Origin of the sequence: Bradyrhizobium sp. Bra64, from assembly GCF_024519875.1 — a bacterium.
Classification (GTDB): Bacteria; Pseudomonadota; Alphaproteobacteria; order Rhizobiales; family Xanthobacteraceae; genus Bradyrhizobium; species Bradyrhizobium japonicum_G.
Map to the genome: position 1 here is coordinate 1,210,117 of NZ_JALJRD010000001.1, position 25,909 is coordinate 1,236,025.

Sequence of the window (25,909 nt, forward strand, 5' to 3'; positions counted from 1 at the left end):
AGGGAGCGCGCCGGTGCGCACTACACTTTACCGCTGCTCCCTTTTCTCCTTCGGAGCCGGCACCGGCTTGCGCGGTGCTGCTGGGCGTTGTGCGCCCGGCACGCGCTGCTGGAATCCGCCCTGGCGCTGGATGCTGCCTGGTTGCTGAGTTGCGGGTGGCTGGCCGGGTTGCAGTCCCGTGCGCGGCGTTTGCGGTTGCTGCGGAACGGTCACGCCCGGCTGAGGCGGCGTCGCTGTTGCGGGCTGCGTCGGAGCTTGTCCGTTGCGCTGTGGCTGTGCCTGCGTCGCACTGCCCGGCTGCGCGCCTTGCCCGGTGCGTGGCCGGCCTGCCGGCTGTCCCGCACGTTGCTTCTGCCCCTGACCCACGCGCGGCGTGCCCGGCTGCACCGTGCCGCCTTGTCCTTGGCCCTGCCGCTGCGGCGGCTGGCCGCCTTGTTGGCCACCTTGTTGGCCGCCTTGGCGACCCGGCGCGCCCGGCTGCTGCCGATCCGGCCGGTTGTTCTGGCCGGGTTGAACGTTCGGCCGCTGCGGCTGCTGGCCTGGCGCCGTCGCCGGCCGCAATTGTTGCTGCTGCGGCATCTGGGTCGGACGCGGAATGCGGCTGATCGCGGTCGGATTGGCGCGGCGGAAGTCACGCTGCTCGGTGACGATCTGGCGGCCTGTGGTCTGCGCCAGATGCACCTGGCTGACGAAGCCGCGGTCGCGTGCGATCTGCTGTGCGGGAATGACGATCGGCACCGCGGCAAAGCGCATGGGGCCGGCGGCGCCCGCGCCGGGCCGGATCGCAAAGCCGCTCGCGGCTTGCGTCAGCGCGCCGAGCCGCGTGCCGCTGGTGCGGTCGTCGACGTCGATTTGCCCGACACGGCCATCCGCGTCGGGATAGAGCTTGATGTTGACGTTGCTTGCGCTGCGCGCCGCAGCGCCTTCGGGCACGTCGACGACGCCGGTGGTGCCGCGGATGCCGAGCGTCGCGGTCGGCGTCGTGATCTTCATGTCGCCGGTCTTCGCCACCGCCGCCGCGACGAAGGCGACCGTGCCCTTGCCGACGTCGAAAATCGCCGAGTTCTGCTTGCCGCCATCCTCGTACACGTAGTTGTCGATGGTGATTTTTGCGCTGGCGGAGAGATTGAACGTGGTCGCATCGTTGAAGGTGATGCCGAGCGCGGAGTTCGACGAGGTCTGCACGACGTCGTTGAGATAGATGTCGTCGCGCACGCGCAGCGGATAGGAATTTCTGTCGCGGATCACGGTCGCGATTCCCGTCACGGTCGCGACGTTGCCGATCGGCTCGACGGCGGCGGGCTGCGCGTCTGTTGCCGGTGTCGGCGAGGCTGATGGAATCGGGGAAGGCGCGGGTGCCGGCTGCGATTGTGGTTGCGCCTGTGCAAGCTCGATCGCGTCGGATGCGCATGCCGCGGGCGCGCCGGCCAGCGGCAAGGCCAGCAGGGCAAGCGCGACGACGAAGCGGCGCCAGGCAATCATTGAAGTCACGAGGGGGGTCCCGGTGAGAACGCGAAGGCGAGGTCGGCGGATTTCAGTCCGATGGAGCTGAATGGTGGATGAACATGTGTCAGGGGAGGGGCGAACGTTCAAGCGCCACGTCCCCGTGTCAGGGACGTGGCGCCATCATAAGAACAAGAAGGCTGGACGCTGCGGCGAGTGACCGGCTTCAGCTCACGCGCTTCCAGGTCTGGCCGCCGCAGAACATGCCGCCGAAGGCGCAGCCCTGCACGCGCATCGCATTCGGGCCCTTCATCGCGATGGTGGAGTCGTAGTTGCGGCCGGAGTCGGGATCGTGGATGCGGCCGCTCCACTTCGCGCCTTCGGGCTTCATGTTGATCAGGATGCGCTCGTTCGACTTCACGGCATAGCCGCAGAGATTGGCGCCGCATTGTTCGACGCGGACGTTGCCCTTGTTCTCCTCGGTCGCCCAGACGCCGATCGGCGTGTTGGCGGCCAGGACAGGCGCAGCAGCCGCCGGAGCGGGAGCGGGCGCCGGAGCAACCGCGACCGGCGCGGGCGCAGCAACGGGAGCAGGAGCCGCGACCGGCGCCGTATTGTCGTAGCTGGCGGCCGGAGCAGCGGCAATTGTCGCGGCCGGAGCGGCGGGGGCAACAGCGGGCGCGGTCGCCTGGACCGGGGCCTGCTGCACGGGCTGCTGCTGCACCGGAGCCGGCGCGGGCTGCGCGGTCGTGGCCGGAGCCGGCGTGGTGTCGACGTCATCGTCCTTGGACCCGAGGCCCTTGAGGTTGATGTTGTTCAGCTTGATCGGCTTGTCGGACAGGCCCGGCGCGACGATGGTGATGCAATTGAGCGAAGCGCAGTTGCGCGGCGTCTCGATGCGGATGTGCTGGCCCTCGACCTGGAACGAGATCGAGTTGCCGGCATGTGCGGCGGCGGTCGAAGCGAGGAAGAGTGCCGTGGCGGCGATGGTGAGCTTGTTCATGACAACCTCCGAAAAATGTGGGTCCCGATATGGACTGAAGTCGCTGGTGGATGAAGCGTGGTTCGACCCTATGCCGGGCCGGTCAGGGGTTCTGTGACGGACGTCACAACGGCTCGCGGCCGCTCGGTGAGGCAGCGCACATTCAGCCGCGATCCATCCCGCGTAACCTCGTCGCGACACAGAGGGAGGCGCCGATGACGCGGCTTGTGACTTCGCTTGGCATCGTGATCGCGCTGACGGCGATGGCGCCCGCGGCCCAGGCCGGTTCTTACGCCTTCTCGGTCGGCGGCCACCGGTTCCATATCGAAGCGGCGCGCAATTGCCGGTCCAGTTCCTGTGTTTCGATTTCCAGTCGCAGCCTGCGGCCAGCGGAAGATGTCGGCACGACACTGCCCCCGCCACCTGCGCCCGCACCAATTGTCCAGGCGCCGCAGCCGGTTTATCCGGTTGCCCCGGTCAGGCCGGTGCAGGCAAGCGTGGTCGCCCCGCCACCGGCGCCGCCGGCCCCCGTCCTTGCCGCCGCGACTTCGCAGCCCGTCGCGCCTCCGCCGGCACCAAGATTCGAGGCGCCAACGAATGAGCCGCTGAGCCCCAATCCGCCGCGGATTGATTGGCAACGCATCGAACCGCCGAAGGCTGTTACGCTCGCTCCGCCGGTTGTCGCTCCGAACCCCGAGATCAAGGAAACGTCGCCGATCGCACAGCGCAGCGACGACGAGCCGGCTTATCTGCCGCTCGGCGAATGGGAGAGCACCGGCGCGAAAGGCACGGTTCGGATCGAACGCTGCGGCCCGGCGCTGTGCGGTTTCGCGCTTACTGAAGCGTCGAGCCGGGGCGAGAGCGTGCTCGTCAACATGAAGCCGAAAACGCACGATGTCTGGACCGGCAGCATCTACAGCCGCTCCAGCGGCAGCACCTATTATGGGAAGATGACATTGACGAGCACCGGCAAGCTCCATGTCGAGGCTTGCGCATTCGGCCGCTTCTGGTGCTCCGGCAACGATTGGACGCGCGTCGAGGAGCGGCAGGAGAAACTGGTCACGACGTCGGGGCAGTGGAGCGCGCGATCATGAAGCGCGGAACCAAGTGATGCGGCGGCGCGATCTAGATCATGCCGAGCACGATGGCGCCGACGAAGGCCATGGCGAGGTACGCGGTGATAACGCTCAGTCTCCCTGTGAACGTCATGAGGCGCTCCCTCCGTCGCGCGGCCTTCGTGCGGGAATGGTTAACAGAAAGTCTCTTTCGGAAAAAGTCAGCCTTGCTGTCGCTCGTCTCCGCCGGGGTCCGGGCGTTTGCGCACGGCATGGTTAAAGAAGGCTGAAATCAACACGTTGAAGAGTCTTTAAGTAAATTCACCGAACGTGCGTGCATGACGCGCGGAGTTCGTTTGTATCTCGTCGGCTCCATCGTCCTTGTTTCGCTAGCGGGTTGCGGACGCGGCTTCTTCCAGGCCGAACGTGAACCGTGGCGGGCCGAGGCCGAAGCGGCGTGCCTGAAATCGGGCGCCGTGAAAGAGGGGCCGGATCTCGTCCGCATCGACCCGATCTCCGGGCCCGGCCAGTGCGGCGCCGAATTTCCGCTCAAGGTCGCCGCCCTCGGCGAAACCTCGAGCAGCTACGGCTTTGCCGATGAGGAACTGCGCCCGCCCGGGACCGTCGGCAACCAGCCGCGCTGGCCGGTGACGCAGCCGCGATCGAATTACCCGCAGAGCCAGACTTATTCGGCCTCGTCCTATCCGCAGCGGTCGAACTATCCCGAGAGCGCGGTGCGCCAGCCTTCCGGCTACGGCGCGCCGTCCGGTCCGGTGTCGCTGAACGCGCCCGGCGTGGCGCCGCAGGAGGACGAGATCGACCTGCCGCCCGAGGGCATCGATGCCGCGGGCGCTACGCGCTACATGAATGCGCCGAGCTATCCCGCCCGGCCGGCGCCTTACTCACAGGCGCCCGTGCAGCAGGCATTGCCGCGTCTTGGTCCGGCGCAGGGTAATCCCGTCACCGCCGTCGGCCCCGTCGCGATCAAGCCGGTTGCGACGCTGGCCTGTCCGATCGTCTCCGAGCTCGACCGCTGGCTCGCCGACACGGTGCAGCCCTCGGCGATGCGCTGGTTCGGCGCGCGCGTCGTCGAGATCAAGCAGATCTCCGCCTATTCCTGCCGCGGCATGAACGGCAATTCGCATGCTCACATCTCCGAACATGCCTTCGGCAACGCACTCGATGTCGCCGCCTTCGTACTCGCCGACGGCCGCCGCGTCACGGTGAAGGACGGCTGGCGCGGCATGCCGGAGGAGCAGGGGTTTCTGCGCGACGTGCAGTCGGGCGCGTGCGCGCATTTCACCACCGTGCTGGCGCCGGGCTCGAACGTCTATCACTATGATCACATCCACGTCGATCTGATGCGCCGCGCCAGCCGCCGCCTGATCTGCCAGCCTGCCGCCGTCTCCGGCGAAGAGGTTGCCGGGCGGGCCCAGCAGCGCAATCCTTACGCCGGCAGGCGCGATCCCTATGTCACCGGCTCGCTCGGCCGCAAGAGCGCGCCGCGCAAACACGAAGAAGACGAGTACGCCGACGAGTGAGATGACCGCCGACATCGTCCGCTATCTCACCCGCAAATCGACCCTCACGTGCCCGTGCCGCAATGGGGCCTGAGCCCGGTCGGACGCGCGCGAACCGAGACGGTGGCGCAGGCGGGCTGGCTTGCTAACACCACGCAGATCATCTCGAGCGAGCGCAAGGCGATCGAGACCGCCGGGATCATCGCGGGCCCGCTCGGGATCATGATCGAAATCCGGGAGGCCATGCATGAGAACGACCGCTCCGCGACCGGCTTCCTGAAGCCGGCCGAGTTCGAGCAGGTCGCCGACCGGTTCTTCGCAGAGCCGCATCTCAGCGTCCGCGGCTGGGAGCGCGCCGTGGATCGTGCGCGAGGCCGAGGCGGTGCTGGCGCGCAATCGTCCCGGCGACATTCTCTTCGTCGGCCACGGCGCCGTCGGCACGCTGCTGTTCTGCCATTTTAGCGGGCATCCGATCGATCGAGTCCATGATCAGCCGGCTTAAGGCGGTCATTGCTTTGCGCTTGCAAGGCAGGACAGCAGCATTCTGCACGCATGGTGCAGGATGGAAGAGATCGTCTCCTAGTGTGACGGATTGCCCGCGATCGCGAGGGCGGCCGCAGGCAACGAGCGCTGCGTCTTCGGCAACGCAATTCTCTCGCGCAAAAATTTGCGCAGTCGGGATTTTCCTCCAAGGCATTGAACTGTCATCACTAATCGCGCCCTGACGGGTTTCACCGGCGGTTGGCACAGTCGCTGCAATGAGAGTGCTGCAACGAAGCGGTGCGGCCGGCGCCGTGAGCCATCGGAACCCGTCATGCAGATGTCCGTCACCCCGCCTTGCTCCGATCTCGAACAGCGCGTGCTGTCGCGCATCACGGAGGAGCGCTGGCTTGAGCTGGCATCCGAGCTGATCCGCACCGGCCAGCCGCGCTCCGGCAATCCGCTCGATCCCGATCTGCCGCCTGCCGAGGAGGAAGCCATCTCCATGCTGGTCGCGGGAAAGCTCGAAGCCCTCGGCATGGAGGTCACCAAGCATAGCGCGCAGCCGCACCGGCCGAACGTGCTCGGCGTGCTGAAAGGGCGGGAAGGCGCGCCGTCGCTGATCCTCAACGATCACCTCGACACCTATCCGGTGGCCGAGCCCGAAAAGTGGCACATGACCGATTTCGATCCGTTCAAGGCCACGCGCCACGGCGATCTGCTTTACGCGCGCGGGACCTCCGACACGCGCGGCAATCTCGCGGCGTCATTGCTCGCGGTGCAGGCGCTGATCGAGGAGGGTGTGAAATTCGATGGCACCCTGATGTGCTGCTACACCGTCGACGAGGAGCGCAACGGCACCGAGGGCTCGATCTACATGCTGAACCAGGTCGGCCTCACCGCCGACTACGAGATCACCGCCGAGCCCACGGCCTGGGGTGATGTCAGCAAGGACTGGGGCATGAACCTCTCGGTGGCCAATTCCGGTCACTGCCTGGTAGAGGTCACGGTCGAGGGCATCAAGTCGCATATCTGGCGCCCCGACATCAGCGTCAACGCCATCATGGAAGCGGGCAAGCTGCTGCCGAAGCTGAAGGAGATGGCGTTCACGCATGTGCCGAGCAAGTTCATGGGACATACGCCGCCCTGCTGCTCGGTGGTTCGCATCCGCGGCGGCCTTCCCGGCGAGATGCAGTTCTCGCCCGATGCCTGCACGATCACGCTCGCGGTGGTCGGCATCGTGCCGGGCATGACGCTTGGAAGCGTGATCTCCGACATCGAGCGGCTCGGGCAGGAAACATTTGCGGGCGTCAACGACGTCAAGGTCGGGGTTCGCCAGGTCCCCGGCTCGCTGTTCGTCAACGCGACCGAACCGGTGCCGGTCGAGGAAGAGCCTTGCCGCTCCTTGCGCGCGGTCTATCGGCGCCTGATGGGCCGCGAGCCCGGCGTCAATCGCAAGAACGCCTTCAACGACACCATCCGTTTCCGCGAGGCCGGCATCAACGCCGTGACCTTCGGTCCGGGCGAGGATGGCTGGGCCGTCGACAACGAGAACATCTCGATCACCAAGTCGGTGATGGCGACTCGAATTTACGCGCTGACCATCATGCAGATCCTGGGAGTGCGCGCATGAGCGCCGAGGCGAGCCCCATGGCCATTCCGATCCCGGCCGATCGCACCCGAAGGGGCACCCTGCGGCTGCCGAGAGTCTCGCGATCGATGCTGCTCTCGACGCTCACGGTTGCCGTGCTGCTTGCCGCTTGGGCCATCGTCACGGAGATGGGCTGGGCCAACGAGTTGTTTCTGCCGAAGCCGCAGGCGGTGTGGGCCGCATTCATCAAGACCATGACCAAGGGATATCAGGGCGCGACGCTGCTCCAGCATCTCGGTGCCAGCCTGTACCGCATTCTTACGGCGTTCGCGCTGGCGTGCCTCGTCGGCATTCCGCTCGGCGTTCTCATGGGCGTGTCGCGCAACGCACGCGCACTGCTCAATCCGCTGATCGAGTTCTACCGGCCGCTGCCGCCGCTCGGGCTCTACACGCTGCTGGTGATGTGGCTCGGTATCGGCGAGAGCTCGAAACTGTCACTGCTGTTCCTCGCCGGTCTGCCGGGCATCGTGATCTCGACGATCCAGGCCGTCACCAGCGTCGATCCGGTCTACGTGCGCGCCGCGCAGTCGCTCGGTGCAAACAGGCGCCATCTGCTGTTCCACGTCTATCTGCCCGCGGCGGGACCCTTGATCCTCGCCGGCATGCGCATCTCGCTCGGCTTCACCTACACCGTTCTCGTCGCCGCCGAGATCGTCGCAGCCTCCGCCGGAATCGGCTGGATGATCTGGGACGCTGCGAAATTCCTGCTGTCCGACGTCGTGATCATGGGCCTGATCGTGCTCGGCCTCACAGGCGTCGTGCTCGACCTCATGATGCGGGGAATCGCCAGATTGTTGATGCCGTGGGCCCGAACCTGATCCTGATCGAGGAGAGATCGATATGATGAAGAGACTGATTGCGACCCTTGTTGTTTCCACGTTTGCGCTCACTGCGGCGGCGCGGGCCGAGGACAAGCCGGCGAAGGTGACCGTCGGCTATCTGAACCTTGTGAACGCGCAGCTCGTCACCAAGCATCTCGGCCTGCTGGCCAAGGAGATGCCGGGCGTCGACATCAAATACGTCAAGGTCGGTGGCGGCGGCGACATGCTGCGGGCTATCGCCGGCAACGACGTCGACTTCGGCGGCCTCGGCAATCCGCCGACCGCGATCGGCGCAACCCGGGCGCTGCCGATTAAGGGCATCCTGGTGATCAACCTGCTCGACTATGTCGAGGCCATGGTGGTCCGCACCGACAAGAACATCACGTCTCTCAAAGACCTCAAGGGCAAGACAGTCGCGGCGCCGTTCGGATCGACGACGCATTATCTGCTGCTCCAGGCCCTGAAGGACGAGGGCGTCGATCCCGCCTCGATGAAGATCCTGGACCTCGCGCCGTCGGACATCGCGGCGGCATGGCTTCGCGGCGATATCGATGCCGCCTGGTTCTGGGAACCCAACCTCGACAAGGCCGTCAAGAACGGCGGAAAGATCCTCATCACCTCGGGCGAGATGACGAAGCGCGGCTATCCGACCTGGGACATCGGCGTCGTCATGAACGCGTTCGCAGAGAAATATCCATCGTATGTCGAGAAGTTCATCAAGGCCGAGTGCGAGGGGATCGATTTCTGGCTGAAGAACCCGGAGAAGACGGCCGAGATCATCGCGGAGGAGCTGTCACTGCCGCTTCCCGACGCGACGCGGATGATGAAGGGGACCGGCATGGTTCCGTGTAACAAGCAGATCACGGAGGAGTATCTCGGCACGTCCGCGAAGAAGGGCAAGTTCGTCGATACGCTGATCTCGACGGCGGATTTCCTGGTGAAGCAGGAACGGCTGCCCAAGTTGCTGCCGCGCGCGGACTTCGAAGCCTTCATCCAGCCGGCCTATCTGGAAAAAGTGACCGGCCACTGAGGCCGAGAGCCGGCGAGGCGGGCCTCGCCGGCTCCTTCCCATTCCCACCAGTACGTGACCGACATGAATCTCGCGCCTAGCCACCTTCGCGTCGCCTACCGCAGCGGCGAGTTCAAGCCGTCCGGTGTCGCCGCGCACGTGCTGTCGCGTTTGAACGACGCCGACCAGAGCGGCGTCTGGATCTCGACGGCGAATCCCGAAAGCGTCATGGCCGCCGCGCGCGCTCTCGATGCGCGCATCGGCGAAATCGATGCGCTGCCGCTCTATGGCCTGGTGTTCTCGGTCAAGGATTGCATTGACGTTGCAGGCGAGCAGACCACGTCGGCCTGTCCCGAATTTGCCTATCTCGCGAAGGACACGAGCCCGGTGGTGGCCGATGCCATTGCCGCCGGCGCGATCTATGTCGGCAAGACCAACATGGATCAGTTCGCGACCGGCCTCGTCGGTGTGCGCTCGCCCTATGGCGTCGCCCGTAACCCGCACAATCCCGATTACATTCCCGGCGGCTCCAGCTCCGGCGCGGCGGTGTCGGTCGCGACCGGGACGTCGTCCTTTGCATTCGGCACCGACACCGGCGGATCGGGCCGGGTGCCGGCGTCCTATTGCGGCGTCACCGGCTTCAAGCCGGCACCGGGCGCCTTCAGCCAGCGCGGCATGGTCTACGCATGCCGGAGTTTCGATACCATCTCGCTCTACACGCAGCAGCCGGACGATGCCTACGACGTCTATCGCGTGCTGGCGCGGCACGATCCCGATGACTGCTTTTCGCCGGTCGAGTTTGCCGGTTGGACGGAGCAGGCATCGCCGCCGCGGCCGCTGAAGGTCGCAACGCCGCGCGTGGATCAGCTCAAGTTTTTTGGCAATACCGAGACGGAGAGGCTGTTCGGCGATGCGCTTCACAGGCTGAGGCAGCTCGATCTGCCGGTCGCTCCGGTCGATTTCTCGCCGTTCACCTCGATCAACGATCTGATGTTCTTCGGGCCGTTCCTTGCCGAGCGGGATGTCTCGGTCGGTGCGTTCCTCGATGTCAATCCCGATGCCGGCGTCAGGATCGTGCGCGATCTCGTCATCGGCAGCCGGAAGTTCACCGCGGCTGATACCTACCGTGCGCTCTATGAGGTCAGGGAAGTCCAGCGTTCGCTTCGTGAATTCTGGGAGACGCACGATGCGCTGGTCGTTCCGACGGTCGGCACCATCCTCAGCATCGCGGACGTTGCGCGTGATCCGCTGACGTCCAATTTCAACAACGGCTACTACACCAACTACGCCAATCCGCTCGGGCTCGCCGCAATCGCCGTGCCGAATGCGGTGACCGGAGCCGGCGTGCCCTATGGCGTCACGTTTCTGGCGCCGGCCGGAAGGGAGCGCCTGCTCACCGATCTGGCCTGCGCCTTCATGGAGGCGGCAGCCGGCCCCGAACATCTGCGCCGCGTTGCAATCTGATCGGAGACCTCCTAGCCTTCGAGCCGTCACTCGAAGGGAGACCGATCGTGGAGCGCAGCGATGCGCATGAGGTGGCCGATCCAGCCGAGTCGCGCGCCGAGCTGTCACGGCCCGGGACCGGACGTTACGTGCTGAAGGCGTTGGACAAGCCCGATCTCGATCTGGTGATGCGCACCGGCAGGCTAGCCACCTACCAGAACCGCGAGTATCTGCTGCGGGAGGGCGAGCCCGCGAACGGCATCCACATCATCCTGAACGGGATCGTCGAAAGCACCCATGCGGGCACGCAGGGGCGCGAGCTGATGCTGTCGACCTGGGAGGCTGGCGATTTCGTCGGTGCCCCCTACATTCTCGGCGATCATCGGCACAGTTGGTCGGCCCGCGCGCTCGGCCGGGTCGAGGCGCTGCATCTCGATCAGGACGCCGTCCGCCGGCTGATCGCCCAGTCGCCGTCGTTTGCGGTCGCGTTGATCGAATGCCTGGGCTTCAAGGGCGAGACCTATTCGATGCTGGCGCAGATGCTGGCGGGGCAGAAGGCGGCCGAACGGCTGGTGCTGCTGCTGGTCAAGCTGTGCGAAAACGCAGCGCAGGACGAGAGCGGCCCGATCTCGCTCGGCCGCATCACGCAGGCCAATCTGGCACGTATGATCGGCGCGACGCGCCAGTCGATCAGCCTGATCCTCAACCGTCTCCAGGACGACGGCATCATCGCGACCGGCCCCACCAAGATGGTCGTCAATGATCTCGCGGCGCTGAGGAAGCAGGTGACCGACTAGCGCGCGCTGCCGTAGTCATGACGAGCCCAGCTTCGACGGGACCAGCCCCATGCACCGCTGCACCTCGCCCGGGACGTTGTAGGTGCGCATGATATGGCGGCTGTCGCGCAGGCCGGTCGCCTCACGTTGCACCACGAGCATCCAGAGCGCCTGGCCGGCTTCCATCACCAGCTTGTGCCTGACCGGCTGCATCGAGGCCGGCGTTTCCGGGAGCGCGTGAACGGCATCGAACTCGCGCAGGCGCGCGAGCGCCTGTTCGAGCGCGCGGCCCATGCGTCCAAGCGCGGAGGCCTGTTCCTGGACGATCTCGTAATGGAGGATATCGACGGGCGGGCGAAGATCACGAGGCATGAGCCCAAATATAATGCTGAGACTTCTACAGGTGCAACTCAGCCGTCATTGCGAGGAGCGAAGCGACGAAGCAATCCAGAGTCTTTCCGCGAGGGATTCTGGATTGCTTCCGCCTTCGCCAAAGGCTTCGGCGGACAAGTCGCTGCGCTCGCGATGACGGCAGAGCTTGTTCTGCGCGGTTACCTCGCCCGGTACGCCGCCAGAAACATCCGCGTCGCGCTGTCGACCACCTCGGTCATGCGTTCTTCCGACGGTGCCGGTGCGGCCTGGAACACGAATGGCAGGAAGAGCGAGGCCTTGCACAGCTCCATGAACTGCGAGGCGGCAAGATCGCAATCGTCGATCTTCAGATCGCCGGAGGCGGCATGGGCTTTGAGATAGTCGGAGAGGCGGTTGATGGTCTTGTCCAGCACCCGCGCATAGTAGCGGCGGCCGACATCGGGCATGCGCTCGGCGATCGCCATCACGGTGCGGATCGCCGACCCGCCGCCGGGCCGGCACAGCAGATGGATGTAGGCCTGGCCGAACTCCTTCAGCGTGGTCTCGGCGTCGCGCGCGGGATCGAAATTGAACACGACCTGGCCGTGCTGGAGCGCTTCCTGCTCGAGGATGGCTTCGAACAGCGCGCATTTGTCGGCGAAGTAGACGTAGAGCGTGCCCTTGGAGACCTGCGCCGCACGCGCGATCTCGCCCATGCTGGCACCGTCGAAACCGAGATCCATGAACACCTTGCGGGCCCCGTCCAGGATCTGGCGGCGCTTGGAGCTGTCCTCCTCTTGGATGACGTGCAGATGTTCGCGGCTGGCTACAACCATTGGTTCAGGGTCTCGGAAGGTTTCTCGGCGGGGCCCCAACTATGAAACGCAAATAAAGGATTCGGGCCAGTAGGGTCCCGCCCGGGAACATTATGTATATTGACCGAACCGTTCGGTCAATGGTATTTGGGATGAGCGAGAGGGAACAGTGCCGCAGGTCGGCCGTCCTTGATCGCGCCTTTATAGTGGGGAGGCCTTTATGGCCGTATCGAGAGACCAGGCCGCGCGCGTCCTTCGCCAGGAAGCGGTGGAGACGATGCCGGCGAATGGTGAAGCTGCGACCGAGACAGCCGCCCCCCTTGCCGAGCAGTTGCGCTCCCATGTGGTCGAGGAAACCAAGCGCCGCACCGGTGAGGCGCCGGAGAAGCCCGTGACCGACAAGCCGGCTGCACCAGCGCCAGAGGCGACCGCCGCTGCGGGCGCACCGAAGTCCGGCAAGCGCAAATTCGTCATGATGGGAATCGGCCTCGTGCTGGCGCTCGCGGCTGCCGGCTACGCCGGCTATTACACGCTGGTCGGCCGCTTCTACGTCTCCACCGACGATGCCTATGTCCGCGCCAACAACACCATGCTGGGCGCGCGGGTTGCCGGCCACATCTCCTCGATCCTGGTCGGCGACAACGCTCTGGTGCGCGCCGGCGATATCGTCCTTCGCATCGACGACGGCGACTACAAGATCGCGCTCGATGCCGCCGCGACCCGGATCGCGACCCAGCAGGCCACCATCGATCGCATCGGGCGTCAGGTCGCGGCGCTCGAAAGCCAGGTCGCACAGGCCAAGGCGCAACTCGTCTCCGCGGAAGCGGGCCTTAAGCGCGCCGATCTCGACTATGAGCGCCAGCAGGCACTGAACAGCAAGGGTTTTGCCTCGCGCGCCACCTTCGAAACCTCGGAGGCCGGACGTGACCAGGGTGCGGCCGCGGTCAAGGCCGCGCAGGCCGCCTATGACGTCGCGGTCAGCAATGTCGACGTCGCCAAGGCGCAGCAGGCCGAAGCCCAGGCCCAGCTCGCCGAGCTCAAGACCACGCTGGCCAAGGCGGAGCGCGATCTCGCCTTCACCGCGGTGCGCGCGCCGGTCGACGGCACGTTCTCGAACCGCCTCGTCAGTGCCGGCGACTTCGTTGCGGTCGGCCAGCGGCTTGGCAACGTCGTGCCGCTCGACAACGTCTATATCGACGCCAATTTCAAGGAAACGCAGCTCAAGCGCATCCGCCCCGGCCAGCCCGTGACGATCAAGGTCGACGCCTATGGCATGCGGAAGTTCTCGGGCGTCGTCGACAGCATCGCGGCCGGCGCCGGCTCGGTGTTCACGCTGCTGCCGCCCGACAACGCCACCGGTAACTTCACCAAGATCGTGCAGCGTGTGCCGGTCCGCATCCGCGTGCCGAAATCGGTGGCGAAGCAGAACCTGCTCCGCGCCGGCATGTCGGTCTACGCCACCGTCGATACCAACAAGGGCGCGGCCGACGCCGACAGCGAGGTCGATCTCGACGATCCCACCGCGATCCACCCGCAGTAGGATTTGGTGACATGAGCCGCGCCGCCGCCTCTCACGCAGGTGCGCTCCCTCTCCCGCTTGCGGGAGAGGGCTGGGGCGAGGGTGCCTCCGCAACGGGACAATCCCCAAGCGGAGGGAGCCGTCACCCGGCGCTTCGCGCCGACCTCTCCCGCAAGCGGGAGAAGTGCACCGACCTCGCGGCTTGCTTCAGTCAGAGCTGACACAATGGCCAACGCCACCACCGCTTCACCCGCCATGATGGCGAACCCCGCTTCGGAGCGCATCGCGCCGAAGCGATTGTTCGCCTTCATCATCATGGTGTTCGGGATGTTCATGTCGATCCTGGACATCCAGATCGTCTCGGCCTCCCTTAGCGAGATCCAGGCGGGCCTGTCGGCGAGCTCCAGCGAAGTCTCCTGGGTCCAGACCGCCTATCTGATCGCCGAAGTCATCGCGATCCCGCTGTCGGGATTTTTGTCGCGCGCTTTCGGCACGCGGCTGTTGTTCGCGATCTCTGCGGCCGGCTTCACCGCCTCGAGCCTGCTCTGCGGCTTCGCCACCACCATCGAGGAGATGATCCTCTGGCGCGCGCTCCAGGGCTTTCTCGGCGCCGGCATGATCCCGACGGTGTTCGCCTCGGCCTACACCGTCTTCCCGCGCTCCAAATTCCATATCGTCGGTCCCATCATCGGTCTCGTCGCGACGCTGGCTCCGACCATCGGGCCGACCGTCGGCGGTTACATCACCGATCTGATGTCGTGGAACTGGCTGTTCTTCATCAACGTCGTGCCCGGCATCGGCATCACTCTGGGCGTGCTGGCGCTGGTCGATTTCGACGAGCCGCATTTCGAACTGCTCGACCGTTTCGACTGGTGGGGGCTGCTGTTCATGGCCGGCTTCCTCGGCACGCTGGAATATGTGCTGGAGGAAGGCCCGCAATATGAATGGATGCAGGACACGTCGGTTGCGATCTGTGCCTGGATCTGCGCGATCTCGGCGATCGCCTTCTTCTGGCGCGTCTTCACGGCGGCCGAGCCGATCGTCAATCTGCGCACCTTTGCCAACCGCAATTTCGCGATCGGCTGCCTGCTGCAGTTCTGCATCGGCATCGGCCTCTACGGCCTGACCTATATCTATCCGCGCTATCTCGCCGAGGTGCGCGGCTACAGCGCGCTGATGATCGGCGAGACCATGTTCGTCTCGGGCATCACCATGTTCCTGGTCGCGCCGCTGGTCGGCCGTCTGATGGTGAAGTTCGACATGCGCTACATGATCGCGTTCGGCCTCGTCGTGTTCGCGATCGGCTCCTACCAGATGACCTGGATCACCCGCGACTACGATTTCTACGAGCTTCTGGTGCCGCAGATCCTGCGTGGCGTCGGCATGATGTTCGCGATGGTGCCGACCAACAACATCGCGCTCGGCACGCTGGCGCCCGACCGGGTGAAGAACGCCTCCGGCCTGTTCAACCTGATGCGCAATCTCGGCGGCGCCGTGGGCCTCGCCGTCATCAACACCGTGCTCAACGACCGCACCGATCTGCACATCAGCCGCCTCCAGGAGCGGGTGACCTGGGGCAATGCGACCGCGACCGAAACCCTGACCATGTTCATGCAGAAATTCCAGGGGCTCGGCGATTCCACGCTGATGGCGATGAAGCAGCTCTCGCAACTGGTGCACCGACAGGCCGTGGTCATGAGCTTCGGCGATGCCTTCTTCATGCTGACGCTGTTCTATCTCGGCCTCAGCCTGCTGGTGACCCTGCTGAACAAGCCGGCCTCGATGACCGGCGGCGGCGACGCGCATTAATTTGCAACACTCGCGCGTGATCTCGCGCGAGCCCCGTTGCAAATCCCCGGCGACGCATCTATAAAGCGCACCTCATTCACTCGAACCGGGAGGATTTGCATGATTTCGTCGCTTTCGCAGATCGTACGCCCGCGCTCGGTGATGTTCTGGCTCGGTACGTACGCGGCCTGTTAGAGGCCATTTCCGCCAGCTTCGATTGGGCTCCAAGTCCCGATCGCCCGATTTCCCAACCCAAAGCCACCTTTAGCTGACGCCGTCTCGGCCCGTCGTGGCCGGCCTGCGTCCATCGATGGAGCCGGCCCGCGCCAAAAGCGGCCGGATGATGCCATGACCGCTCTGTCAAAAAAGCCCGCGGCGATACGCGTGGTGCTGCCTTTCGTGTTCCGGCACTGGCTGAAGCAGCCGGGGCCAACGCTTGCCGTCGTCGGCAGCCTGATAGGGGCGACGGCCGCCGACCTGTTCATGCCGCTCTTTTCGGGGCATCTGATCGATGCGCTGACGCGCGGGCCGTCCAATCCCGACGCGCGTCACGCGGCGCTGGTCGCATTCGGCGCCATCGTGGCGCTGGGCGCGGCCTCGATGGTGCTGCGGCTCGCAGGGCTGCAGGCGATCGTGCCGTTCACGCTGAAGATCATGTCGGAGGTCGCTCAGGACGCGTTCATGCGCGTGCAGCGATTCTCGACCGATTGGCACGCCAACTCTTTCGCCGGCTCCACCGTGCGCAAGATCACGCGCGGCATGTGGGCGCTCGACCTGTTGAACGACACCATCCTGCTGGCGTTGTTGCCCTCGCTGGTCGTGCTGATCGGCTCGATGGTCCTGCTCGGCTTGCACTGGGCCTCGCTCGGCGGGGTGATCGCGCTCGGCGCGCTGGGCTATGTCACGATGACGGTGCTGTTCTCGACGCGATACATCGCGCCGGCCGCGCGAATCTCCAATGCCTGGGACACCAAGGTCGGCGGAACACTGGCGGATGCGCTGACCTGCAACGCCGTGGTGAAATCATTCGGCGCCGAGCTGCGCGAGGATGCGCGGCTTGCCCGCGTCGTCAGCCGCTGGCGCGTGCGGGTGCGGCGGACCTGGTTCCGGTACAACTACACGGCCATGTCGCAGCTCTCGCTGCTGCTGTGCCTGCGTGCGTCCGTGATCGGAGGCTCGGTGTTGCTGTGGATGTCGGGGCACGCTTCGCCCGGTGACGTCACTTACGTGCTGACGAGCTACTACGTCATCCACGCCTATTTGCGTGACGTCGGCATGCACATCAACAATTTGCAGCGCTCGGTCAACGACATGGAGGAGCTGGTGGCGATCCATGACGAGCCGATCGGCATTGCCGATGCTGCCGACGCGGTGCCGATCGCGATCGAGGGCGGCGAGATCGTGTTCGACGACGTCACGTTCCAATATGGCGGCCACCGCACGCCGCTCTATGACGGCCTGTCGGTGAGGATCCGTGCCGGCGAACGGGTCGGCCTGGTCGGCCGCTCCGGCTCCGGCAAGACCACCTTCGTCAAGCTGGTGCAGCGGCTCTACGACGTCACCGGCGGCCGCGTGCTGATCGACGGGCAGGACATCGCGAAGGCGACGCAGCAATCGTTGCGCAGCCAGATCGCGATCGTGCAGCAGGACCCGATCCTGTTTCATCGCACGCTCGCCGAGAACATCGCCTATGGCCGGCCCGGCGCCAGCCTGGAGGCGATCGAGCAGGCGGCGCGGCTCGCCAATGCGCACGACTTCATCCTGCGCCTGCCGAAGGGTTACGGCACCCTCGTCGGCGAACGCGGCGTCAAGCTGTCGGGCGGCGAGCGGCAGCGCGTCGCGCTGGCGCGCGCCTTCCTTGCGGATGCGCCGGTGCTGATCCTGGACGAGGCGACCTCGAGCCTCGATTCCGAATCGGAGGCGCTGATCCAGCAGGCGATGGAACGCCTGATGAAGGGCCGCACCTCGATCGTGATCGCGCACCGGCTGTCGACGGTGAAGAGCCTCGATCGCATCCTGGTGTTCGACCGCGGCGAGATCGTCGAGCAAGGCACCCATGCCATGCTCGCGGGCAAGCAAGGCGGCATCTATCGCGGCCTGTTCGAGCGCCAGGTGGTGGAGCTCGGACACATCGCAGCAGCGGAGTGAGGCGCGTGGCGGCAGCGCGGACGTCCCCGCCGCCTAAGGAATGCGTCAAGGATGGAATGACATGAAAGACCTGACGAACGGCTCCATCGTGAGACACATCCTGGCCATGACGCCGCCGATCATGGCCGGCATGATCTCGATCATGATCTGCCAGCTGGTCGATCTGTATTTCGTTTCGGGATTGGGCGATGCCGCCGTTGCGGGTGTCGCCGCGGCCGGCAACGCCGGCTTTCTCGTCAACGCGCTGATGCAGGTACTCGGTGTCGGCACGGTGGCGCTGATCGCGCATGCGGTGGGACGCAAGGATCGGCCGGATGCCAATTTGATCTTCAACCAGGCGGTCGCGCTGTCGGCGCTGTTCGGCCTGTTGACCCTGGTCGCGGGATCGGCGCTGTCGCGCCTCTACATGCGTTCGATCGCCGCGGACCAGGCCACGATCGAGGCGGGAACCATTTATCTGTTGTGGTTCATGCCCGCGCTTGCCCTGGAGTTCGTCATGCAAGTGATTGCATCCGCGCTGCGCGCGACCGGCATCGTGCGCCCCGCCATGTTGGTGCGGGTTCTCGCGGTCATCATCAACATCGCGCTTGCGCCGGTGTTGATCTCGGGCTGGGGCACGGGCTACGCGCTCGGCGTTGCCGGCGCGGGGCTGGCGAGCTCGATCGCGGTCGCCATCGGCGGCCTGATGCTGCTTGCGTATTTCCGCAAGGTCGAGCGCTATGTCGCCTTCAATCCGGCGCAGTGGTGGCCGCAACCGCGCCATCTGAAGCGCATCCTCAACGTCGGCCTGCCGGCCGGCGGCGAGTTCGCGATGATGTTCATCTTCATGGCGGTGGTCTACTACGTCATCAGCGATTTCGGCGCCGCGGCGCAGGCGGGATTCGGTATCGGGCAGCGGATGCTCGGTCTGATCCAGATGCCGGCGCTCGCGGTGGCCTTGGCTGCCGGTCCGATCGCCGGCCAGAACGTCGGCGCTGCCAATGGCGCGCGCGTGCGGGAAACGTTCGTCAAGTCGGCGCTGATCACCACCGTCGTGATGGTCGGCTTCATGATCCTCGCGCAGGTGAAGCCGGAGCTGCTGCTCGCCGGGTTCTCGAACGACCAGGAGACGATGGCGATCGCCTACCTGTTCCTGCGGATCATCTCGCTCAACATGGTGGCGCAGGGCCTGATCTTCACCTGCTCGAGCATGTTCCAGGGTCTCGGCAACACCAAGCCGGTGCTGCTGAGCTCGGTGACGCGCGTGTTCACCTATTCGCTGCCGGCGATCTGGCTGTCGACGCGGCCGGGCTTTCGGATCGAGCATGTCTGGTACCTGTCGATCGCAGCGACGACGCTGCAGGCGGCTTTGAGCCTGTGGCTGCTGCGCCGCGAGTTCAGGAAGCGCCTGGTGGTGGTCCGGCACGAGGAGGCGTCAGACCAGGCTGCGCCGGAGCCCGTGGCGTCGCCTGCACGTGCGCCCGCGTAGCGATACCTTGTCCTGTCCCCACGGCTGCGGCTAATTTGCGGGGCCGTCGGAACGGGGATTGGGTATTTTCCGCGTTCCTGGTGTCCTGCACGGCGCTGATGCTCTATTCGTTCGCCGTCGCGATCAATCCCGCGCTGTCGCTGAAACTATGTCTGTCGCGCGACCGTGGCGAAGTTCGACGGCGACCATGAGCTCAGTGCCGTTGAGAACGAAGTCAGCGGCAGGGGACGCGGCTGGAGTTCTGGCGCAATTCAGTCGGCTTTGTCGCTGCCGCGCCGTTGTTCGGTCATGGCACCGGTGCGACCCGCGGTCTGGCTCCCTGGATTGTCCTCCTGGACGTGGTGCATAACATGCCGTCCTCGCTGCTCAACGCGCATCTTTTCGATTTCGCCGCGGGTTGGATCTACGTGTTCGGCGTCGGCGTCGCCGGCGGCATGGTGCTCGACGGGCGGCGCAGCATGTTGCTTGCGGCGGCCGGCGATGTCGAACGCGCCCGTCTTCTCCAATCCCCCGGCGGTACGCCGAAGTGGCGCCTGAAGGCCCGACTGAACGACGCCTCCGACTCGTAACCGATCTGGCAGGCGATGGACTTGATCGGTGTCGCAGTCGATGTCAGGGCGTGCGCGGCCAGCCGCAGGCGCCAGTGACCGAGGTATTGCATCGGTGGCTGATCGAGAAAGTGCTTGAAGCGCCCGGCCAGCACGCTGCGCGAGACCCCGACGCGACGCGCCAGACTGTCCACGGTCCAGTGGTGAAACGGCATGGCATGCATGTGCCTCAAGCCGGCGCCGGCAACCTGGTCATTGATGGCGGCGAACCAGCCGATTTCGTTCGCCGGAAGCTCCTGCATGTACTTGCGAAGGATTTCAACGAACATCAATTCGGTCAGGCGAGGCAGCAAGCTGCGTGACCCCGGCCGCAGGCTGCTCGCCTGCGCCGCGGTGTGGCGGACGATGCTGGCCAGCCATTCGTCGGCGGGACATGCGGGGCTGACGTGCAGCAATCTGGGCAGGTGGCACAGCACGGGGTGGAACAGCAACTCGTCACATTGAAGAAATCCGCAAATGATCCGTGTGTTGGGACCGGCGCCGCCATGCTCGATGACGACAACGTCCGTCCAGGGCGGGTTCGGCAACAGGCTGCCGACTTGCATCGGCAGGACGGGCTCTCGTCCGCGGAGCCGATGACTGTCGCCGTACGGAAGAACAACGACGTCGCCCTCGCTCAACCGCACCGCCGGATGCTCGTTCAATTCCATCCAGCACTCACCTGATGCGATGATGTGAAGGGGAATGACCCGTTCGGTCCGCAGCGGCAGCAGCCGGGCAAGCTGGCACGCCTCCGGTGTCGTGACCGCCCAGGGCTCACGAAACTCGGCGCGGAACAGCACGGTGCCCGCAAGATGCATGCTGCCCAGCACGTCCGACAGAAGGTCAGCCGGCGTTTCGGTCAAGACTTGCGGAGCCTTGGTCATGTTCGGCCGGTGCTCAGACACATAGGATGCAATCTCGCAAACCGATTGAAAGGGTATTCAACTTGAATAACGAGGCACGTGATCTGGTCGTGGTCATGACACATGGTACCGACCACGAATTGTCGTCCGTTGGCGTGACCATAGCTCTCGGCGGAATGACGGCCGGCCTTAAGGTCTCCATCTTCCTGACCAGCGCCGGTGTCGACATCGTGCGACGCGGCGCGGCCGATCTTACGCAGGTCAAGCCGCTCGATCCACTGGCCGACATGCTCCGTGACTTCATGGGCAGGGGAGGGAAACTCTGGGCTTGCACGCCCTGTGTCAAAAGCCGCGGCTATGTACAAGAGGACCTGCTGGATGGTGTCGTCATCTCCGGTGCGAGCGTGATGCACGAACTGATCAAGGGCGGCGCGGCGACGCTCAGCTTCTGAACCGGAAGAAGGCGCGCCACGATCTTCTTTCTAACCCAATAGGAATGATTCCGGTCTGCCGCATCCTCCGATTGGGGGATGCGGACATGCCGGCAAGCACGAGTCAGTGCGGCCCCAGCATGCTCCAGACGAGGCCGAGGCCCGACAGGAACAACAGGCCGAGCACGACGTCGCCAAAATGCTTGTCGCTCAGCGCGTGATAGACGCGGGCGCCGGCCCATGCGCCGATCAGCGTGCCCGGAAAGGCGACAGCTGCGAGCCAGACGACCTTCAGCTCGACGAGGCCTGACGCCGTCTGCAACACCAGTGCGGTCGCGAGCACGGTGAAGTTGAACAGCTGGAAGATGCCGCGCCGCTCATGCTTGTTCCAGCCGCGAATATTGGCCCACAGGATCGGCAATGGCCCGGACAACCCGGCAAGGCCGCCGAGGATGCCGCCGGCAAAGCCGATCGCGCCGTCGGCGATCCGTCCGCCGAAGGTGATGGCGAGCGGCTTCTTGTTCAGGTACAGCGCGCTCGAGAAGATCAGCAGCAGCACGCCGACGCTCAGCTTGAACACTTTTGGATCGGCTGAGGCGACCAGCATGGTGCCCAGCGGCACGCCGATCAGTCCGCCGATCAGGAACGGCCAGACCAGCGAGAGATCGAAACTCTTCCACATCGACGGCAGCGTCGAGGTCTGCGCGATCACCGAGCAGATCAGCACCAGGGGCACCGCGAGCGAGGGCGGCAGCACGTAGAGCCAGATGCCGAGCGCCATCAGTGCCGTGCCGAAGCCGGCAAGGCCCGAGACGAAGCCCCCGGCCAGTGCGCCGAGCAGCAGCAGCGCGTAGGTGAGCGTTTCCAACAGATTGTTCCGTTCGCCAGAGCGATCTCGTACTCTTGATCGCCATCGCTCGCATAGCACAGCTGCGGCGGTGCAGGTCAATTTCAAAACTCCACGCAAGCGTGATCGCCGACGGCGGGCGTTGGCGAAAGACGGGCCTAGACGATCTGCCTGGTGTCGGCGGGCCTGTGCAGCGCGCCGACCAGGATGCGCAGCGCTTCGGTCAATTCCGCCCTGTTGCGGGCTGCGCCAAGCGATACGCGCGCCGCATGTGGCGGTGTCCCGTCGACGGTGAAGGCATCGCCGGCGACGACCGCGAGTCCATTGCGCAACAGATGTGCCGCCACGTCGGGGCGCCCCTCCGGCAGCCTTAGCCACAGATGATGGGCTGCGGGCTTGGCCAGGAACTGAAACCCTTTCAGTGTTCGTTGCGCGAGTTGCTGGCGGCCGATTGCCTCGTTGCGGATCGCGGTGATGATGCGATCGGCGATGCCGGCCTCGATCCAATGCGTCACCAGCGCGACCATCAGTGGCGCCGGCATCTGCACGGTGGCCTGCAAGCAGCTGCGCATCTGAAGCTGTGCGCCGGCGTCGGGCGTCACCAGATAGGCTACCCGCAGCGCCGGCGCGATGCATTTTGACAGCGTGGTCGCCAGATAAGTCCGCTCCGGAATGAGGTTCGCGATCGGTGATGCCGAGCGATCGAGCAGCCCGTAGGCGTCGTCCTCGATCAGAATCGTATCGGCGTCGCTGATGATCCTTGCGATGGCGCTGCGCCGCTCGGGGGCAAGCGTCGCCGTGGTCGGATTGTGCAGCGTCGGAATGAGGTAGACGGCCTTCGGTCTGTGCGCGCGGCATGCTTTCGCCAACGCATCGGGCAGGATGCCGCCGTCATCCATCGCGACGCCGACGAGCTTGACGCCGAGCTGCGCCGCGGCTGCCTTGATGCCGGGGAAGGTGAGAGCTTCCGTCAGCACGACGTCACCAGGACGCGCAAGGTGTGCGAGCAGGTTGAACAGGATCGTCTGCGCGCCGGGAAAGATCACGAGCTTGTCGGCATGCGCGTGTGGAACCCGTGCCCGCATCCAGCGCGCCGCGACCTCGCGCTCGTGCGCGCTGCCGCCCGGCGGCTGGTAGTTCAGGAAGGCGGTCAGTCCTGATTGCGCCCGGAGGGCTTCCAGCCCCGCGACGATGCGTTCGTCGAGCTGCGCCTCGAGCGGATGCGGCGGCACGTTCATCGAGAGGTCGATCGCGACGGGATGCGGCAGGTCGACCGCGCGGCGCGCGCTGGTCTCCGACACGAACGAACCCTGGCCGACGCGGGCCTCCATGATCCCGCGGCGCCGCGCCTCGGTGTAGGCGCGCGTCACCGTGGTGAGGTCGATGCCGAGCGCTTTTGCCAGTGCGCGCTGTGTGGGGAGCTGCTGGCCGCGCACCAGCCGGCCGGCGGCGATGTCGGCCTCCATGGCCTCGACGATGCGCTGGTAGCGCGGCCCGCTCAGCTCCGAGATTGTAGGGGTCCAATCCATGCAATTTAGGCCCATATCCTTTGAATGTATGGATGCAAGATATTATTGTATGGATCAGCGAAAAGGAAGAGGTGCTGTCATGGCAACCGGTTCAGTCTCTCTCTCGAAGGCGATGTGGCGCGGCTTTTCGGGCAAGTGCCCGAATTGCGGCGAAGGACATATGTTCGGCCGTTTTCTTAAGGTCGCCGATAGTTGCGACCATTGCGGCGAGGAGCTTTTCCACCAGCGCGCCGATGACTTCCCGGCCTATCTCGTGATGGTCGTTGTCGGCCATCTCGTGGTGCCGGCGATCCTCGCGGTCGAGACCGCCTATGCGCCGGCCGTCTGGCTGCAATTGGCGGTGTGGCTGCCGGTGACGCTGTTCGCCTCGCTCGCGCTGCTGCAACCGACCAAGGGTGCCATCGTCGGCCTGCAATGGCAGATCGGCATGCACGGTTTTGAGGCGAGCAAGCTTCGGCGCGAGCCGGTTGAACTTGCGCCGGTGATGGTGAAGGCGGACACGCGCGCCGCCTGAGCGGCGCCGGCGTTTACATCGCGCGACCGGCCGCTACACTCCATCGTACAAGCAAGAACGATGGAAACGCCGATGGCCGCAGTCTCGAAGACCTTTTTGCTCTGTCACGGCGCGTGGTCCGGCGGATGGGCCTGGAAGAAGATGCATCCGCTGATGGCGCAGGCCGGGCACCGCCTGGTCGCGCCGACCTATACCGGGCTCGGTGAGCGCGCGCATCTTGCGAATCCAGCGATCGATCTCGAAACGCATATCCAGGACATCCTCAACGTCATCAAATTCGAGGACCTCGACGACATCGTGCTGCTGGGCCACAGCTATGGCGGCATGGTCGCGACCGGCGTCGCCGATCGCGCGCGCGAGCGGGTGACGCAACTGATCTACATCGACGCCTTCGTGCCGCGTGACGGCCAATCGCTGTTCGACCTCAACGAGAGCGGGCGCGAGCCGATGCGCAAGGCGGCAGCTTCAGGCGACGGCTACCGCATCCCGCCCAATCCGCCGCCGCCGGATACGCCGCAGGCCGATCTCGACTGGCTCAACGCGCGCCGGGTCGCCATGCCGGTCAAGTGCTTCGAGACGAAGCTGAAGCTCGAACACGGCGAGCCGGCGATGCCGCGCAGCTACATCTATTGCAAGCGCATTCCGCCGGACGACGTGTTCGGGCAGTTTGCGACGCGCACGAAGAACGAGGCTGGCTGGCGCTATTTCGAGCTCGACGCCAGTCATGCGCCGAACGTGACGGCACCGGAGGCACTGATGACGGTGTTGGCGAAGATCGCAGGCTGATCCACGCTCGTCATTCCGGCTCAAATGGTGAGGGGTCCGATGCGTTAGCATCGAACCCCTCGTCACTTCCTTAGTAAGACGCGTTTTCTTGACGCGAACCGGAAAACCACTTCGCTCGAAAACGCTTTAGAATATCAGCCGGCCTGTAAGCCGGGTTCTGTAAGGCACCGTCCGCTTGCGCGAACGATACGCGACGGCCATTCCTCTGGGACCATGTTTGCACATGGCCTCGAGCAACCTACCCGGACGGCGGGCCTGACATCGCCCCGCGGCGTTATCGCTTTCGCGAACAGCCCGCTATGCCGTCCCTATTCGGTTTTGCTCCCGGTGGGGTTTACCATGCCGGCTCCGTTGCCGGAGCCGCGGTGCGCTCTTACCGCACCTTTTCACCCTTACCTGCCTGCGCAGCTTGCGCTGCGAAGGCTGGCGGTTCGTTCTCTGTGGCACTTTCCCTGAGGTCACCCTCGCCGGACGTTATCCGGCACCGCATGTCAAGGGAGCCCGGACTTTCCTCCCCGGCGGCCTTTCGGCGGTTGCTGGAGCGGCCGTCCGGCCGACTGACGGGGTACGCATGGGGCATTTGTGACGGTTTCGTCAAGCGAAGATCGCCGTGCACGCCGGGACGAAAATAATTATCCTGAAGATGTCGTTTGAGATGCGTTCCGTTCGACTGGATGTCGGCGATCCAGCCGAGCCACAGGAGTTAAGCGATGCAATATCTATTGATGATCTACCAGAACGAGGTCGAATACGCGAAGAACGACGCGGCGACCAGCCAGAAGATGCTGGCTGAATACCAGGCCTTCACGCAAGGCATCGTCCAGAGCGGCAATTTCAAGGCCGGCGACCGTTTGCAGCCGACCACGACCGCGACGACCGTGCGCGTGCGCGAGGGCAGGACGCTGACGACCGACGGCCCTTTTGCGGAGACGCGCGAGCAACTCGGCGGCTATTATCTGGTCGAGGCGAAGGATCTCAACGCGGCTATCGAGATCGCGGCGCGGATCCCCAGCGCGCGGATCGGCTCGATCGAGGTGCGGCCGATCTGGGTGTACGAGAAGTGATGGCGTAGCCGCGCAT

24 protein-coding genes and 1 other RNA gene are annotated in these 25,909 nt (G+C 65.2%); 16 read left to right on the forward strand and 9 right to left on the reverse strand.

Going from position 1 to position 25,909, the window contains the following annotated elements:
* Positions 1–27: 27 nt before the first annotated feature.
* Together NR187_RS05850 and NR187_RS05855 are read right to left on the reverse strand one after the other, a co-directional pair.
* Positions 28–1,482 carry a FecR domain-containing protein gene (locus NR187_RS05850; protein ID WP_256806210.1) on the reverse strand — a complete coding sequence of 485 codons (1,455 nt, stop codon included), beginning with the start codon at positions 1,480–1,482 and terminating at the stop codon, positions 28–30.
* Between the two features lie 187 nt (positions 1,483–1,669).
* Positions 1,670–2,446: a DUF2147 domain-containing protein gene (locus tag NR187_RS05855; protein ID WP_256805980.1), complete on the reverse strand. Its 777-nt coding sequence runs from the start codon at positions 2,444–2,446 to the stop codon at positions 1,670–1,672.
* A 194-nt stretch (positions 2,447–2,640) separates the two neighbouring features.
* On the opposite strand from NR187_RS05855, the gene NR187_RS05860 reads away from it, so the two are divergent.
* Together NR187_RS05860 and NR187_RS05865 are read left to right on the forward strand one after the other, a co-directional pair.
* A complete protein-coding gene (locus tag NR187_RS05860; RefSeq protein WP_256805981.1) occupies positions 2,641–3,519 on the forward strand; it encodes a DUF2147 domain-containing protein in 879 nt (292 codons plus the stop codon).
* 299 nt (positions 3,520–3,818) lie between these two features.
* Entirely contained in the window at positions 3,819–5,021 is a 1,203-nt protein-coding gene (locus NR187_RS05865) for an extensin family protein (protein ID WP_256805982.1), read from the forward strand.
* A 44-nt stretch (positions 5,022–5,065) separates the two neighbouring features.
* Here NR187_RS05865 and NR187_RS05870 read toward each other — a convergent pair whose 3' ends face one another.
* Positions 5,066–5,245, reverse strand: coding sequence for a hypothetical protein (locus tag NR187_RS05870; RefSeq protein WP_256806222.1), 180 nt, complete (start codon positions 5,243–5,245; stop codon positions 5,066–5,068).
* Between the two features lie 119 nt (positions 5,246–5,364).
* On the opposite strand from NR187_RS05870, the gene NR187_RS34870 reads away from it, so the two are divergent.
* The 6 genes from NR187_RS34870 to NR187_RS05900 all read left to right on the forward strand — a co-directional run bounded on the left by NR187_RS34870 (position 5,365) and on the right by NR187_RS05900 (position 11,201).
* Positions 5,365–5,502, forward strand: coding sequence for a hypothetical protein (locus NR187_RS34870; protein WP_306235158.1), 138 nt, complete (start codon positions 5,365–5,367; stop codon positions 5,500–5,502).
* 312 nt (positions 5,503–5,814) lie between these two features.
* Positions 5,815–7,113 (forward strand): M20 family metallopeptidase, encoded by a 1,299-nt coding sequence (locus NR187_RS05880; RefSeq protein WP_256805983.1) that lies wholly within the window; start codon positions 5,815–5,817, stop codon positions 7,111–7,113.
* The gene (locus NR187_RS05885; RefSeq protein WP_211384477.1) at positions 7,110–7,949 is read left to right on the forward strand and encodes an ABC transporter permease; all 840 of its coding nucleotides are present in this window, start codon (positions 7,110–7,112) and stop codon (positions 7,947–7,949) included. The genes NR187_RS05880 and NR187_RS05885 overlap by 4 nt, the downstream gene beginning before the upstream one ends.
* Positions 7,950–7,971: 22 nt before the next feature.
* The gene (locus NR187_RS05890) at positions 7,972–8,982 is read left to right on the forward strand and encodes an ABC transporter substrate-binding protein (protein ID WP_211384478.1); all 1,011 of its coding nucleotides are present in this window, start codon (positions 7,972–7,974) and stop codon (positions 8,980–8,982) included.
* A gap of 63 nt (positions 8,983–9,045) precedes the next feature.
* Positions 9,046–10,425 carry an amidase family protein gene (locus NR187_RS05895; RefSeq protein ID WP_256805993.1) on the forward strand — a complete coding sequence of 460 codons (1,380 nt, stop codon included), beginning with the start codon at positions 9,046–9,048 and terminating at the stop codon, positions 10,423–10,425.
* Positions 10,426–10,472: 47 nt separating this feature from the next.
* Positions 10,473–11,201: a Crp/Fnr family transcriptional regulator gene (locus NR187_RS05900; RefSeq protein WP_211384480.1), complete on the forward strand. Its 729-nt coding sequence runs from the start codon at positions 10,473–10,475 to the stop codon at positions 11,199–11,201.
* A 15-nt stretch (positions 11,202–11,216) separates the two neighbouring features.
* On the opposite strand, the gene NR187_RS05905 is transcribed toward NR187_RS05900, so the two are convergent.
* Together NR187_RS05905 and NR187_RS05910 are read right to left on the reverse strand one after the other, a co-directional pair.
* Positions 11,217–11,552 (reverse strand): DUF6665 family protein, encoded by a 336-nt coding sequence (locus NR187_RS05905; RefSeq protein ID WP_256805996.1) that lies wholly within the window; start codon positions 11,550–11,552, stop codon positions 11,217–11,219.
* Positions 11,553–11,731: 179 nt separating this feature from the next.
* Positions 11,732–12,367, reverse strand: coding sequence for a TetR/AcrR family transcriptional regulator (locus tag NR187_RS05910; protein ID WP_211384482.1), 636 nt, complete (start codon positions 12,365–12,367; stop codon positions 11,732–11,734).
* Positions 12,368–12,566: 199 nt separating this feature from the next.
* Between NR187_RS05910 and NR187_RS05915 the strand changes: the two genes are divergently transcribed.
* From NR187_RS05915 to NR187_RS05930, 4 genes are all read left to right on the forward strand, one after another.
* Positions 12,567–13,886: an HlyD family secretion protein gene (locus NR187_RS05915; RefSeq protein WP_256805998.1), complete on the forward strand. Its 1,320-nt coding sequence runs from the start codon at positions 12,567–12,569 to the stop codon at positions 13,884–13,886.
* 204 nt (positions 13,887–14,090) lie between these two features.
* A complete protein-coding gene (locus NR187_RS05920) occupies positions 14,091–15,674 on the forward strand; it encodes a DHA2 family efflux MFS transporter permease subunit (protein ID WP_211384484.1) in 1,584 nt (527 codons plus the stop codon).
* A gap of 327 nt (positions 15,675–16,001) precedes the next feature.
* Entirely contained in the window at positions 16,002–17,801 is a 1,800-nt protein-coding gene (locus NR187_RS05925) for an ABC transporter ATP-binding protein (RefSeq protein WP_256806007.1), read from the forward strand.
* Positions 17,802–17,862: 61 nt separating this feature from the next.
* Entirely contained in the window at positions 17,863–19,269 is a 1,407-nt protein-coding gene (locus NR187_RS05930) for an MATE family efflux transporter (protein WP_256806009.1), read from the forward strand.
* A 403-nt stretch (positions 19,270–19,672) separates the two neighbouring features.
* On the opposite strand, the gene NR187_RS05940 is transcribed toward NR187_RS05930, so the two are convergent.
* Positions 19,673–20,743, reverse strand: a complete 1,071-nt coding sequence (locus tag NR187_RS05940; protein WP_256806011.1) for an AraC family transcriptional regulator — start codon at positions 20,741–20,743, stop codon at positions 19,673–19,675.
* 62 nt (positions 20,744–20,805) lie between these two features.
* On the opposite strand from NR187_RS05940, the gene NR187_RS05945 reads away from it, so the two are divergent.
* Positions 20,806–21,174 (forward strand): DsrE family protein, encoded by a 369-nt coding sequence (locus NR187_RS05945; RefSeq protein WP_256806013.1) that lies wholly within the window; start codon positions 20,806–20,808, stop codon positions 21,172–21,174.
* A 103-nt stretch (positions 21,175–21,277) separates the two neighbouring features.
* Here NR187_RS05945 and NR187_RS05950 read toward each other — a convergent pair whose 3' ends face one another.
* Together NR187_RS05950 and NR187_RS05955 are read right to left on the reverse strand one after the other, a co-directional pair.
* Positions 21,278–22,021: a sulfite exporter TauE/SafE family protein gene (locus NR187_RS05950; RefSeq protein ID WP_211384489.1), complete on the reverse strand. Its 744-nt coding sequence runs from the start codon at positions 22,019–22,021 to the stop codon at positions 21,278–21,280.
* A gap of 137 nt (positions 22,022–22,158) precedes the next feature.
* Positions 22,159–23,529 carry a PLP-dependent aminotransferase family protein gene (locus NR187_RS05955; RefSeq protein ID WP_256806015.1) on the reverse strand — a complete coding sequence of 457 codons (1,371 nt, stop codon included), beginning with the start codon at positions 23,527–23,529 and terminating at the stop codon, positions 22,159–22,161.
* 49 nt (positions 23,530–23,578) lie between these two features.
* Here NR187_RS05955 and NR187_RS05960 point away from each other — a divergent pair, with 49 nt between their 5' ends.
* On the forward strand, positions 23,579–24,043 hold the full coding sequence (locus tag NR187_RS05960) for a DUF983 domain-containing protein (protein WP_256806017.1): 465 nt from the start codon (positions 23,579–23,581) through the stop codon (positions 24,041–24,043).
* A 72-nt stretch (positions 24,044–24,115) separates the two neighbouring features.
* A complete protein-coding gene (locus NR187_RS05965) occupies positions 24,116–24,829 on the forward strand; it encodes an alpha/beta fold hydrolase (protein ID WP_211384492.1) in 714 nt (237 codons plus the stop codon).
* A 130-nt stretch (positions 24,830–24,959) separates the two neighbouring features.
* Here NR187_RS05965 and rnpB read toward each other — a convergent pair.
* Positions 24,960–25,390, reverse strand: an RNA gene (gene rnpB / locus NR187_RS05970) — RNase P RNA component class A.
* A 149-nt stretch (positions 25,391–25,539) separates the two neighbouring features.
* Here rnpB and NR187_RS05975 point away from each other — a divergent pair.
* Positions 25,540–25,893, forward strand: coding sequence for a YciI family protein (locus tag NR187_RS05975; protein WP_256806019.1), 354 nt, complete (start codon positions 25,540–25,542; stop codon positions 25,891–25,893).
* Positions 25,894–25,909: the final 16 nt, after the last annotated feature.